This is a genomic window from Pseudodesulfovibrio thermohalotolerans (assembly GCF_021353295.2).
GTDB classification, from domain to species: Bacteria; Desulfobacterota; Desulfovibrionia; order Desulfovibrionales; family Desulfovibrionaceae; genus Pseudodesulfovibrio; species Pseudodesulfovibrio thermohalotolerans.
Map to the genome: position 1 here is coordinate 2,564,112 of NZ_CP120635.1, position 12,934 is coordinate 2,577,045.

Sequence of the window (12,934 nt, forward strand, 5' to 3'; positions counted from 1 at the left end):
TAACCCTCCCCGCACATTCATTAAAACGTGAGGCAGCCCCTCACACCCATGGAGGTTTGTTTAATGTCTATTGAAGTGCTCGCATTGGTCGCGCTGCTGCCCATCCTGGTGGCGCTCGTGCTCATGGTCGGTATGCGCTGGCCCGCCACTAAAGCCATGCCCCTGGCGTGGCTCACCGCCGCCGCCGGCGCTGTCCTGGCCTGGAGCCTGCCCGTCGCCTACGTCGCCGCCCTGACCCTGCAAGGGTTCGTGACGGCCATCGGCATCCTTATCATTGTTTTCGGCGCGATCCTGATCTTGCGCACCCTGCAGCATTCCGGCGGTATGGAAACCATCCAGTACGGAATGCAGAATATTACTCCGGACCGGCGTATCCAGGCCATTATCATCGGCTACATGTTCGCCGCGTTCATCGAAGGCGCCGCCGGCTTCGGCACCCCCGCCGCTCTGGCAGCCCCGCTGTTGCTCTCCCTGGGCTTCCCGCCCCTGGCCGCAGCCATCATCTGTCTGGTTTTCAACTCCTTCCCGGTCACCTTCGGCGCTGTCGGCACCCCCGTCATCCTGGGGCTCAAGTTCCTGACCCCCGGTGTCGAAGCCGCAGTCCAGGCCGGAGCCCCCGGCGTGAACTTCGCCAACATGGGCGACTTCATCATGCTGGTCGGCCAGTGGGCTACCGTCATGAACATCGGCATGATCTTCATCCTGCCCATTTTCATGCTTGGTTTCATCACCCGCTTCTTCGGTCCCGAGCGTAGCTGGAAGTCCGGCTTCGCCGCCTGGAAGTTCTGCATCTTCGCCGCCGTGGCCTTCACCGTCCCCTACCTGTTCTTCGCCTGGAACGTCGGTCCCGAGTTCCCGTCCCTGATCGGTGGTCTGGTAGGCCTCGGCATCATCATCATCGGCGCCAAGAAGGGCTTCTGCATGCCCAAGACCACCTGGAACTTCGGCGACCCGTCCAAGTGGGAAGCCGACTGGACCGGCTCCGTGTCCGCCGATGCCTCCGAGTTCAAGGCTCACATGAGCCAGTTCAAGGCATGGCTGCCCTACATCCTCATCGGCGTCATCCTGGTCGTGACCCGCATCCCCGAACTCGGTCTCAAGTCCATGCTCGCCGGTCAGGCCATCAAGTTCACCAACATCCTCGGCTTCGAGAGCGTCAGCGCCTCCATCGCCTACCTGTACCTGCCCGGCACCATTCCGTTCACCCTGGTCGCCCTGCTGACCGTGTTCATCCACGGGATGCCCGGCGCCAAGGTCAAGCTCGCCTGGTCCCAGGCTATCGCGACCATGAAAAATCCGACCATCGCCCTGTTCGCGGCGGTCGCCCTGGTCTCCATCTTCCGCGGTTCCGGCATCGCCGACGCGGCCTTGAACCCGAACAACTACCCGTCCATGCCCCTGGCGCTGGCCAAGGCCGTTGCCGCCATCACCGGCAACGCCTGGCCCATGTTCGCCTCCTTCGTGGGCGGTCTCGGTGCATTCATCACCGGCTCCAACACTGTGGCCGACCTGCTCTTCGCCGAATTCCAGTGGGGCGTCGCCTCGCAGCTTGAACTGCCCCGCCAGATCATCGTGGCCGCACAGGCCGTCGGTGGCGGCATGGGCAACATGGTCTGCATCCACAACATCGTGGCTGTCTGCGCCGTTGTCGGCCTGTCCGGCATGGAGGGCGCTATCCTGAAACGCACCGTATGGCCCTTCCTGCTGTACGGCATAGTTGTGGGCATCGTCGCGTCGCTCATGAGCTTCGTGTTCCTGCCCGGCCTGTTCTAAAACAAGTGGAATACGGGGAGGCGGACATTCCATCCGCCTCCCCCCCCCCAACGACCCAAAAGTGTCAGCCTGCCCCAACCAAAACGCAACCAACCCCGGGCATAGCACCGGGGATCAGCATTTTTCTTAGGAGTCGATCATGACCAAAGAAGCCATCATTAAAGAATTTGAAAATATAGCCGGTGCCGAAAACGTTATGACCGGCGAGACCGACCGTCACGCCTATTCCTATGACGCCGCGGTTCTGGATTCCGTCATGCCCGCCCTGGTGGTTCGCCCCCAGACCAGCGAGGCCCTTGGCGCCATCACCAAGCTTTGCAACGACAACGGCCTGCCCCTGACCGTTCGCGGCGCGGGCACCAACCTGTCCGGCGGCACCATCCCCCATCCGGGCGGCGTGGTCGTCCTGACCAACGGCCTGAACCGCATCCTCGAAATCAACGAGGAAGACATGTACGCCGTGGTCGAGCCGGGCGTTGTCACCGCCCAGTTCGCCGCCGAAGTGGCCAAGCGCGGCCTGTTCTATCCGCCGGATCCGGGCTCTCAGGCCGTTTCCACCCTGGGCGGCAACGTCGCCGAGAACGCCGGTGGCCTGCGCGGCCTGAAGTACGGCGTGACCAAGGACTACGTCATGGGCATGGACTTCTGGGACGTCAACGGCGAACTGGTCAAGTCCGGCTCCCGCACCGTCAAGTGCGTCACCGGCTACAACCTGGCCGGTCTGATGGTCGCCTCCGAAGGCACCCTGGGCGTGTTTGACAAGATCATCCTCAAGCTCGTGCCTCCGGCGCAGGCCGCCAAGTCCATGATGGCCGTGTTCCCGTCCATGAAGGCCGCCTCCGAAACCGTGGCCTCCATCATCGCCAACAAGATCGTCCCGGCCACCCTCGAAATGATGGACAACTTCACCATCCGCACGGTCGAGAACTTCCGTGGCGCTGGCCTGCCCGTCGACGCGGCCGCCCTGCTGCTGATCGAAGTGGACGGCCACCCCGCTCAGGTCGAAGACGAAGCCGCCGTGGTCGAGCGCATCTGCAAGGAAAACGGCGCCACCGAGCTGAAGGTCGCCAAGGACGCCGCCGAGCGCGACGCCGTCTGGCAGGCCCGCCGTGACGCCCTGCCCGCCCTGGCCAACCTCAAGCCCACCTGCGTGCTTGAGGACGCCACCGTGCCGCGCTCCAAGATTCCGGCCATGATCGAGGCTCTGGAAGAAATCGCCAAGAAGCTCGACCTGACCATCGGCACCTTCGGCCACGCCGGCGACGGCAACCTGCACCCCACCATCCTGACCGACAAGCGCGACAAGGCCGAGTGGGAACGTGTGGAAAAGGGTATCGACATGATCTTCGACAAGGCGCTGTCCATGGGCGGCACCCTGTCCGGCGAACACGGCATCGGTCTGGCCAAGTCCAAGTACATGGCTCAGGAAACCTCCAAGGCGACCCTGGCCTACGCCCGCCGCATGAAGTCCGTCCTCGACCCCAAGGGCATCCTCAACCCCGATAAGATCATCGGCGCCGAATAGGTGACTAAAATGGCCGATATCCATAAACTCGCACAAATGTTCAAGGAACTGGACGATCAGCTGGTCGGCTGCATGCGTTGCGGCATGTGCCAGGCTGTTTGTCCCATCTTCAAGCTCAGCGGGAAGGAAACCGACGTCACCCGCGGCAAGCTTGCCCTGCTCGACGGCCTGGCCTCCGAGATGCTGACCGACCCGGAAGGCGTCAACGAGAAGCTGAACCGCTGCCTGCTCTGCGGAACCTGCCAGGCAAACTGCCCGTCCGGCGTGTCCGTCATGGACATCTTCCTCAAGGCCCGCGCGATCATGACCGGCTACTTCGGTCTGTCCCCGGCCAAGAAGGCCATCTTCCGCGGCCTGCTGAAGAACCCCAAGCTGTTCAACGCCCTGACCGAAATGGGCGCCAAGTTCCAGGGTGTCTTCACCAAGAAGGTGGACGACATGCTCGGCTCCTCCTGCGCCCGGTTCAATGCGCCCGTCATCGGCGACCGCCACTTCAATACCCTGGCGAGCAAGCCCTTCCGCAAGATCGTCCCCGAGCTGGACACTCCCGCGGGTTCCTCCGGACTCCGGGTGGCCTTCTACGTGGGCTGCGTGTTCGACAAGATCTACCCGCAGGTGGCCGAAGCCATCCTCAAGGTGCTCAAGCACCACGGAGTGGGCGTATTCATGCCCGCAGGCCAGGCCTGCTGCGGCATCCCGGCCCTGTCCAGCGGCGACACCGACACCTTCGACTCCCTCGTGGGAATCAACGTGGACCAATTCAGGAAAGGCGAGTTCGACTACCTGGTCACCGGCTGCGCATCCTGTACCTCCACCATCAAGGAATTGTGGCCCCACATGTACAAGGGCGACACTTCCCGGACCTACGACATCGGGGTTATGGCACGGAAAACGATGGACATCAGCCAGTTCCTTGTGGATATTCTTAAGGTCGAACCCAAGGAACTCACCGGCGGTCAGAGCGTCACCTACCATGATCCCTGCCACCTGAAGAACTCCATGGGCATCACCGCCCAGCCCCGCGCCATCATCAAGGCGGCCGGGTGCGACCTTAAGGAAATGACCGACGCAGGCACCTGTTGTGGCTGCGGCGGAAGCTTCAATATCGCCCACTACGAGCTGTCCAAGGAAATCGGCGGCCGCAAGGCGGACAACATCATAGCGTCCAAAGCCAAGGTGGCTGCCACCAGCTGCCCGGCGTGCATGCTCCAAATCACGGACATGCTCTCGCAGAAAGGAGCCGACATGAGCGTCAAGCATGTCATTGAGCTCTATGCCGACTCCCTATAACGGATAAACAACGGCAAAAAACAAGGAAAAGCACCATGTCCAAGAACCTGTACGTGAGCGCCACCGAAGAACGCAGCGGCAAGTCCGCCGTGGTTCTCGGCGTCATGCAGATGCTCACGAGGGAACTCCACAATGTCGCCATCTTCCGGCCCATCATCAATGATCCGGGGGAAGGGAAAATGGACCACGACATCGCTCTGATGATCGATCACTTCAAGCTGTCCATTCCCTACGAAGACACTTACGCCTACACCCTCAAGCAGACCCGCGAGCTCATCAACTCCGGCCAGCACGCCCTTGTGCTCGAGAACATTCTCAACAAGTACAAGACGCTGGAAGAGCAGTATGACTTCGTGCTCTGCGAGGGAACCGACTTCAAGGGCAAGGACCCCGCCTTTGAATTCGACCTCAACGCGGACATCGCCGCCAACATCGGCGCGCCCATGCTGGTTGTGACGTCCGGCCGCGAAAAGGCACCGGAGGAAGTGGTCAACATCACCCAGACCACCTTGGACACCCTGGCCGAAAAGGGCGTGGACTCCCTGGCCTGCGTGGTCAACCGTGCACCCGAGGGCATGACCGACGAAATGGTCAGCCATATCGAGCGCAAGGGTGGCCAGGAGCCCATGCCCGTTTATGTCATCCCCGAGGACGAGGCGCTCGGCAAGCCGTCCATCAACGACGTGCGCCGCTGGCTTGATGCCGACGTCCTCTACGGACACTCCGGCCTCCAGGCCCTGGTGGACAACTACCTGGTCGCCGCCATGCAGATCGGCAACTTCCTGGAATACATCCAGCCGGGCAGCCTCATCATTACCCCGGGCGATCGCTCCGACATCATTCTGTCCAGCCTCGCCTCGCGCCTGTCCAGCTCCTACCCTGACATCTCGGGCATCGTGCTCACCGGCGGCCTTGACGTGTCCGTCAACGTGCACAAGCTCATTGAGGGATGGACGGGCGTTCCGGTTCCGGTGCTGTCCGCCAAGGGCCACACCTACCAGACCGTGCAGGAGTTGAACTCCCTCTACGGCCGCATCGAGGCCAACGACTACCAGCGCATCGCCACCGCGCTCGGCGGATTCGCCCAGCACGTCAACGTCGGCGAACTGCGCGACCGCGTGGTCGAGAAGCGGTCCACCAAGGTCACGCCCAAGATGTTCGAATACTCCCTGCTGGACAAAGCGTCCCGCAAGCCGCAGCGGATCGTCCTGCCCGAGGGCATCGAGGAGCGCATCCTGCGCGCCGCCGATATCATCCTGCGGCGCGGCGCTGCCGAGATCATCCTGCTGGGTGACGAAAAGACCATCCGGGACAACGCTTCCAAGTTCGGTCTGGACATCTCCGGCGCTGAGATCATTGATCCGGCAAACTCCGATCTGCTCGATCCGTTCGCCGAGGAGTATCTCGAACTGCGCAAGCACAAGGGCCTGATCGCCGAGATGGCCTGGGACCGCATGACCGATCCCACCTACTTCGGCACCATGATGGTTCACAAGGGCTTTGCCGACGGCATGGTCTCCGGCTCCATCAACACCACGGCCCACACCATTCGGCCCGCCTTCGAGTTCGTCAAGACCAAGCCGGGCTGCTCCATTGTTTCCAGCGTCTTCCTCATGTGCCTCAAGGACCGGGTTCTGGTCTACGGCGACTGCGCCGTGAACCCCAATCCCAATGCCGCACAGTTGGCCGAAATCGCCCTGGGTTCCGCCGAGACCGCAAGGATCTTCGGCATTGAACCGCGCGTGGCCATGCTCAGCTACTCCACCGGCTCCTCCGGCAAGGGTGAAGACGTGGAGAAGGTCATCGAAGCCACCAAGATCGCCCGTGAGCGCCTCGCCGAGAGCAGCCTGGACATCCCCGTGGCCGGACCGATCCAGTACGACGCGGCCGTCGATCCCGACGTCGCCCGCGTGAAAATGCCCGACTCCGATGTGGCCGGAAAGGCCACGGTGTTCATCTTCCCCGACCTGAACACCGGCAACAATACGTATAAGGCAGTGCAACGAGCCGCCAACGCAGTGGCCATCGGTCCTGTTCTCCAGGGCCTGAACAAGCCGGTCAACGACCTCTCGCGCGGCTGCACCGTTCCCGATATTGTCAACACAGTCGCCATCACGGCCATCCAGGCCCAGGCTGAAAAAGGTGAATAGATGAAAGTTCTCGTTATCAACTCCGGCAGCTCCTCCATCAAGTACCAGCTCATCGACATGACTGATGAATCCGTCATGGTCTCCGGCCTGGTGGAACGCATCGGCGAGGAGCAGGGAGTTCTGACAAGCAAGACCTTCCCGGGCACCGACCGGGAGGTCAAGACCAAGCTTGAACAGCCCATCCCCACTCACAGTGAGGGCCTCCAGCTGTCCATCGACCTGATCTGCACCGGCGAGAACGCCGTCTGCACCATGGATGAAATCGACGTCGTCGGCCACCGCGTGGTGGCCGGCGGCGAGAAGTTCAACCACCCGGTGATAATCACCGAGGACATGTGGCCCGACCTGACCGAGACCGAACGGCTGGCCCCCCTGCACAACCCCGCCAACCTGGGCGGGGCCAAGGACGCCACCAAGCTGTTCCCCAACGTCCCGCAGGTGCTGGTCTTCGACACGGCCTTCCACCAGACCATGCCGCCTCACGCATACATGTATGCCCTGCCCTACGAGTACTACGAAGAGGATCACATCCGCCGCTACGGTGCGCATGGAACCTCCCACAAGTACGTGGCCAACGAATGCGCGAGCCTGATGGACAAGAAGGTCGAGGATATGAACCTCATCACCATTCACATGGGCAACGGCGCATCCATTTCCGCCGTCAAGAACGGCCTGTGCGTCGACACTTCCATGGGCCTGACCCCGCTGGAAGGCCTGGTGATGGGAACCCGCTCCGGCGATGTGGACCCCGCCGTCCATAACTACCTGGCCGTGAACCGAGGCCTGGACATCGCCGCCATCGACAACATCCTGCATAAGGAATCCGGCCTCAAGGGACTGTGCGGCATGAACGACATGCGCGACATCCACGCCGCCATCGAAAAGGGCGACGAACGCGCTCAGCTCGCTCTGGACGTGCAGACCTACCGGACCCGCAAATACATCGGCTCCTACATGGCTGTCCTCGGCAGCGTGGACGCCATCGTCTTCACCGCCGGTATCGGCGAGAACGACGACATCGTCCGCGCCGAGACCTTCAAGGGAATGGAGCCTTTCGGCATGAAGATCGATACCGAAATCAACGCCACCCGTTCCAAGGAAGCCCGCAAGATCAGCACCGAAGACAGTGCCGTGGCGATCTGGGTCATTCCGACGAACGAGGAACTCGCCATTGCCCGCGAGGCCATGATGCTCGCCAAATAAAACGACCCGTTGTGGCGGTCCCACGGGGCCGGGGTCATAACAATACATGGAGGTAGGTACGATGCCTTCCAAGGAAGATTTGTACCAGAAGTTCGTTGAGAAGGCGGAGCTTGTCTCCGCCAAGGTGACAAGCATCGCCAACGAAGACGATGCCCTGAAATATGTCATCAATCTGTGTGACAAAAAGGAAGCCTGCCAGCTTATGATAAGCGGCTGCGAGGCCGACCTTTCCGACAAGGCCGAAGCTCTGTGCGACGCCAAGCAGAAAAAGGTCATCGCCGCGCCGGGCCTCAATGAGGACCTGTACAAGAAGCTGGCCGCCCAGTCCAAGAAAGCCGGGTTCGAGTGCATCTCCGAAGGGATGCGCGACCACCTGGCCGGAGTGGACATCGGGTTCACCTACGCCGAGTACGGCATTGCCGACACCGGCACGCTGATGCTCGACTGTCCCAGCGAGGAAATGCGTCTGGCCACCATGGTCAGCGAGTTCCACGTTTGCGTGCTGCCCAAGTCCAAGATCAAGGCCAACACCTACGCGGTGGAAAAGATGATGCTGACAAGGATGAAGAAGACGCCGGACTACCTGGCCTTCATCACCGGCCCGAGCCGTACCGCCGATATCGAGCGCGTCCTGGCCCTGGGCGTTCACGGCCCCCTTGAATTGCACATCCTGATCATGGAGGACTAGTCATGCAGAAAGCAAACGACCTCAAAGAATACCGCGAGGAATTGCGCGAGACGCTCGGAAACGACTTCCTGCGCACAACTCTCGACAACTTCGCCATCGCCTACCGCGCCGGCCGAGCCAACGCGTTCAAGGGTATGGACGTCCGCGGACTGATCAAGGAGATCGCCGATTCCAAGGACGAAGCCGCCCGCAACGCCGATGCCCTGTATCGGGAGTTCAAGGAGAACGCCGAGGCCGCCGGTATCCATGTGCACTTCGCCAAAGACGGCGATGAAGCCAACCGCATCATCGCCAAGATCGCCAAGGACGCGGACTGCAAGAAAATCGTCAAGTCCAAGTCCATGACCGCCGAGGAAACCCTCCTCAACCACGACCTGGAGGATGCCGGTCTCGAAGTGACCGAGACCGACCTGGGCGAGTGGATCATCCAGCTGCGCCATGAGGGCCCGTCCCACATGGTCATGCCCGCCATCCACCTGTCCCGCTTCCAGGTTGGCGACCTCTTCACCGAGGTCACCGGAAAGCAGCAGGACTCCGAAATCGAGAAGCTGGTCAAGGTGGCCCGCCGCGAGCTTCGGCAGAAGTACGTCGAAGCCGACATGGGCATCACCGGCGCCAACTTCGCCATCGCCGAGACCGGCTCCATCGGTCTGGTCACCAACGAGGGCAACGCCCGTCTGGTGTCCACCCTGCCCCGGGTTCACGTCGCGCTGATGGGCATCGACAAGCTCCTGCCCAACCTGCATGACGCCCTGCGTATCCTCAAGGTGCTGCCGCGCAACGCCACCGGCCAGGCGATCACGTCCTACGTGACCTGGATCACCGGCAACAACGAGTGTCTGGCTGCCGAGGACGGCAAAAAGGAAATCCACTACGTGGTGCTGGACAACGGCCGGAGCGAGCTCATCAAGGACCCGCTCTTCTCCCAGGTCAACCGCTGCGTGCGCTGCGGCGCCTGCGCCAACGTCTGCCCGGTCTACCGCCTGGTGGGCGGCCACAAGATGGGTCACATCTACATCGGCGCCATCGGCCTGATCCTGACCTACTTCTTCCACGGCAAGGACAAGGCCAAAAACCTGGTTCAGAACTGCATCAACTGCGAAGCGTGCAAGGACGTCTGCGCGGGCGGCATCGACCTTCCGCGTCTCATCAAGGAAATCCACGCGCGCATCCAGGACGAGGACGGCCATCCGCTGCCCAGCTTCCTGCTCGGCAAGGTGCTGAAGAACCGCAAGCTCTTCCACACCCTGCTGCGCACCGCCAAGTGGGGCCAGAAGCCCGTGGCCGAGAAGGACGGCTTCATCCGCCATCTGCCCATGATCTTCTCCAAGGAGCACGGCTTCCGCGCCCTGCCGACCATCGCCGAGACCCCGTTCCGCGACTGGTGGAAGGAGAAGCGTCCCAGGGTTGCGACTCCCAAGTACCGCGTCGCCCTGTTCTCGGGCTGCGTGCAGGACTTCGTCTACCCCGAGCAGATGCAGGCGGCCGTCGACGTCTTCGCGGCCAATGATGTCGCCATGGAGTTCCCCGAGGAACAGTCCTGCTGCGGCCTGCCGGTGCAGATGATGGGCGAGACCAAGGCATCCCGCGACGTGGCCGTGCAGAACCTGCGCGCCTTCGAGCCCGAGGCCTACGACTACATCGTGACCCTGTGCGCTTCCTGTGCCGCGCATCTCAAACACAATTACCCCAAACTGGTCATGGACAAGCCCGCCCTGAAGCTCAGGGCCGACGCGTTCGCGGCCAAGATCATCGACTACTCCTCCTTCGTCAACGACGTGCTCAAGGTGGATGCCAAGGACTTCACGCAGACCAGCGAAAAGGCCACTTACCACGCGCCTTGCCACCTGTGCCGAGGCCTGGATGTCCACGACGCGCCGCGCCAGCTCATCGAGAAAAGCGGCATGGAATACGTTGAATGCGCCGAGGAAGAGGTCTGCTGCGGTTTCGGCGGCACCTTCTCCATGAAGTTCCCCGAACTCTCGGCCGAGCTGCTCAAGAAGAAGCTCGACAACGTCGAGGCCACCGGCGCGGACACCCTGCTGACCGACTGCCCCGGCTGCATCATGCAGTTGCGCGGCGGCCTCAAGCGGCGGGGCTCCCGAGTCCAGGTGAAACACGTGGCAGAGGTCATGTCCAAGAACAAGAAGTAGTAATCGGCTATGCCAATACATTTGAGGCTATCCGAAGGTAAGGACCGCAATCCGTAGAAGCATCCACACCCTGCTTTCTCCTGAACGAACCGGCCTCAAACGGGTTCCCCGTTCACTCCCTGAACGGGGAACCTTCTCATTTCAACGCCTGTCCACCGGATACAAATCATGCCCAACAACATTCCTTTTCGATTCAAGCTCACGGCGGGCCTGTACGCCGCCACGCTGTCCCTTTCGGCCCTCGCGGCGGCAACCGGCTATTTCTTCTTCGACTCGCCCGGATCAAGCGTCGCTTTTGCAGCGGCCCTTATCGCGGTCTTCGCCGTCCTCGGTGCGGCCGTGTTCACGCTGCTGCACCGCGCGCTGGTCCGCCCTGCCGCGGCGGTTTCGGAGTTCACCGGACACCTGCTCGACGAGAAATACGCCAAGGCCGACGCCAACGCCCTGGCGGCCGGGGCTCCGGGGATTGGAGAGATGGTCGGCGAGCTGGCCACACGCTACAAGGAACGCCTCGGCTTCGCCCGCTCCATTCTGCACGGGCTGCCCATACCATGCTGTATCGTGGACACAGGGCAACGGATCACCTACCTGAACCGGGAATGTCTGGACATGCTCGGCTCCAGCGAAAACCCCGAAACCTATCACGGCAGGATGATCTCACAGATATTCTACAAGGACGACCGCCGATCCAAGATCGCGGACTGCATGGCCGACGACTCCAGGGAAATGAATGTGGAGGGCGTCTTCAAGCACGCCGACGGCAGCGACATCAACGTGTTCATCAACCTGTTTCCCTTGCACGACGTGGAGGACAGGGTCATCGGCGGCTGTTGTCTGTATCTGAACACCACCAAGACCAAACTGCACGAACGGGAAATACTCGACCAGAACCAACGCATTTCCACTGCCGCAAGCGAGGCCACCGGCATCTCGGGCGAGCTGGCCGAAGCGTCGGCCCGCCTGGAGGAAATGGTCGAGAAGGCCAGACAGGGGGCCCGCGAGCAGACCGACCGCACCACTGAAACCGCCGCCGCCATGGAGGAAATGAACGCCGCTGTCCTGGAAGTGGCCCGGTTCGCCCAGCAGGCGGCCACCGACGCCCGCACCGCCAGTGACCAGGCCAGCGCGGGCAAGGACGTTGTCGGCGAGGTCATCGTGGCCATCGACGAAGTTTCGCAGCACGCTTCCGGGCTCAAGCAATCCATGGAGCAACTGGACCAGCGGGCCGAGGAAATCGGCGTGGTTCTGGGCGTCATCGAGGACATTGCCGACCAGACCAATCTGCTGGCGCTTAACGCGGCCATCGAGGCGGCACGCGCGGGCGATGCCGGACGCGGCTTCGCCGTTGTCGCCGACGAGGTCCGCAAACTGGCCGAAAAGACCATGAACGCCACCAGCGAGGTGCACTCGGCGGTCAAGGGCATTCAGGAAGTGGCCCGGCAGAACGTGCGCGCCACCCAGACCGCAGTGGCCTCGGTCACCCGGAGCACGGACCTCGCGGGCCGCTCTGGCGAGGCCCTGGCCTCCATTCTGTCCACGACCCAGGATACGTCCGACCAGGTCCACTCCATCGCGGCTGCGGCCGAGCAGCAATCCTCGGCCAGCGAGCAGATCAGCGCTGCCACTTCGGACGTAACCAGGGTTTGCGGTGAGACCGACGAACTCATGGTGGAGGCGTCCAAGGCCATCGATCGCGTGGCCGAGCTGGCCCGCCATCTGAACGACGTGGTCGGCAGGATGAAATAGCGCACCCAGCCGCGCCGCACAAAAAAGCCCCCCCGACTCGATGTCGGGGGGGCTTTTTTCTCAAAAACAGCCTCGCAGCTATTTTACGGCGTCCTTCAGGACCTTGCCGGGCTTGAACTGGGCGACCTTGCAGGCCGGGATGTTCAGGGCGGCGCCGGTGCGCGGGTTGCGGCCGGTGCGGGCCTGGCGCTCGCTCACGCTGAAAGTACCGAAACCGGTCAGGGTCAGCTTGTTGCCTGCGGCCAGCTCCTCCTGGATGGTGTCCAGGATAGCGTTCATGGAAGCCTCGGCCTGGGCTTTGGAAGTGCCGATCTTTTCAGCGATTTTCGCTACGAGTTCAGCTTTGGTCATAAAAAACTCCTATAGTGGTTTATGGATACTATCTACATATGACACGTAAATAAGT

Annotated in this window: 9 protein-coding genes; 8 read left to right on the forward strand and 1 reads right to left on the reverse strand. The window is 62.0% G+C overall.

Annotation, left to right across the window (positions count from 1 at the left end; genetic code table 11):
• The first annotated feature begins 63 nt into the window (after positions 1-63).
• The 8 genes from LF599_RS12190 (at position 64) to LF599_RS12225 (ending at position 12,528) form a co-directional block, all read left to right on the forward strand.
• On the forward strand, positions 64-1,773 hold the full coding sequence (locus LF599_RS12190) for an L-lactate permease (RefSeq protein WP_279520962.1): 1,710 nt from the start codon (positions 64-66) through the stop codon (positions 1,771-1,773).
• A 139-nt stretch (positions 1,774-1,912) separates the two neighbouring features.
• Complete coding sequence (locus tag LF599_RS12195; RefSeq protein ID WP_269942213.1) at positions 1,913-3,298, forward strand: FAD-binding oxidoreductase; 1,386 nt, start codon at positions 1,913-1,915, stop codon at positions 3,296-3,298.
• A gap of 9 nt (positions 3,299-3,307) precedes the next feature.
• Entirely contained in the window at positions 3,308-4,588 is a 1,281-nt protein-coding gene (locus tag LF599_RS12200) for a (Fe-S)-binding protein (protein ID WP_269942212.1), read from the forward strand.
• 35 nt (positions 4,589-4,623) lie between these two features.
• On the forward strand, positions 4,624-6,738 hold the full coding sequence (gene pta, locus LF599_RS12205; protein ID WP_279520963.1) for a phosphate acetyltransferase: 2,115 nt from the start codon (positions 4,624-4,626) through the stop codon (positions 6,736-6,738).
• Positions 6,739-7,941 (forward strand): acetate kinase, encoded by a 1,203-nt coding sequence (locus LF599_RS12210; protein ID WP_279520964.1) that lies wholly within the window; start codon positions 6,739-6,741, stop codon positions 7,939-7,941.
• A 61-nt stretch (positions 7,942-8,002) separates the two neighbouring features.
• A complete protein-coding gene (locus tag LF599_RS12215; protein WP_279520965.1) occupies positions 8,003-8,629 on the forward strand; it encodes a LutC/YkgG family protein in 627 nt (208 codons plus the stop codon).
• 2 nt (positions 8,630-8,631) lie between these two features.
• On the forward strand, positions 8,632-10,782 hold the full coding sequence (ldhH, locus tag LF599_RS12220) for an L-lactate dehydrogenase (quinone) large subunit LdhH (protein WP_279520966.1): 2,151 nt from the start codon (positions 8,632-8,634) through the stop codon (positions 10,780-10,782).
• A gap of 168 nt (positions 10,783-10,950) precedes the next feature.
• A complete protein-coding gene (locus LF599_RS12225) occupies positions 10,951-12,528 on the forward strand; it encodes a methyl-accepting chemotaxis protein (RefSeq protein WP_269942211.1) in 1,578 nt (525 codons plus the stop codon).
• 78 nt (positions 12,529-12,606) lie between these two features.
• On the opposite strand, the gene LF599_RS12230 is transcribed toward LF599_RS12225, so the two are convergent.
• Positions 12,607-12,879 (reverse strand): HU family DNA-binding protein, encoded by a 273-nt coding sequence (locus LF599_RS12230; RefSeq protein WP_269942210.1) that lies wholly within the window; start codon positions 12,877-12,879, stop codon positions 12,607-12,609.
• Positions 12,880-12,934: the final 55 nt, after the last annotated feature.

Coding starts and splice junctions, on each gene's coding strand:
- pta (WP_279520963.1), top strand. CDS start 4,624: ATGTCCAAGAACCTGTACGTGAGCGCCACCGAAGAACGCAGCGGCAAG.
- LF599_RS12190 (WP_279520962.1), top strand. CDS start 64: ATGTCTATTGAAGTGCTCGCATTGGTCGCGCTGCTGCCCATCCTGGTG.
- LF599_RS12200 (WP_269942212.1), top strand. CDS start 3,308: ATGGCCGATATCCATAAACTCGCACAAATGTTCAAGGAACTGGACGAT.
- LF599_RS12195 (WP_269942213.1), top strand. CDS start 1,913: ATGACCAAAGAAGCCATCATTAAAGAATTTGAAAATATAGCCGGTGCC.
- LF599_RS12215 (WP_279520965.1), top strand. CDS start 8,003: ATGCCTTCCAAGGAAGATTTGTACCAGAAGTTCGTTGAGAAGGCGGAG.
- LF599_RS12225 (WP_269942211.1), top strand. CDS start 10,951: ATGCCCAACAACATTCCTTTTCGATTCAAGCTCACGGCGGGCCTGTAC.
- LF599_RS12210 (WP_279520964.1), top strand. CDS start 6,739: ATGAAAGTTCTCGTTATCAACTCCGGCAGCTCCTCCATCAAGTACCAG.
- ldhH (WP_279520966.1), top strand. CDS start 8,632: ATGCAGAAAGCAAACGACCTCAAAGAATACCGCGAGGAATTGCGCGAG.
- LF599_RS12230 (WP_269942210.1), bottom strand. CDS start 12,879: ATGACCAAAGCTGAACTCGTAGCGAAAATCGCTGAAAAGATCGGCACT.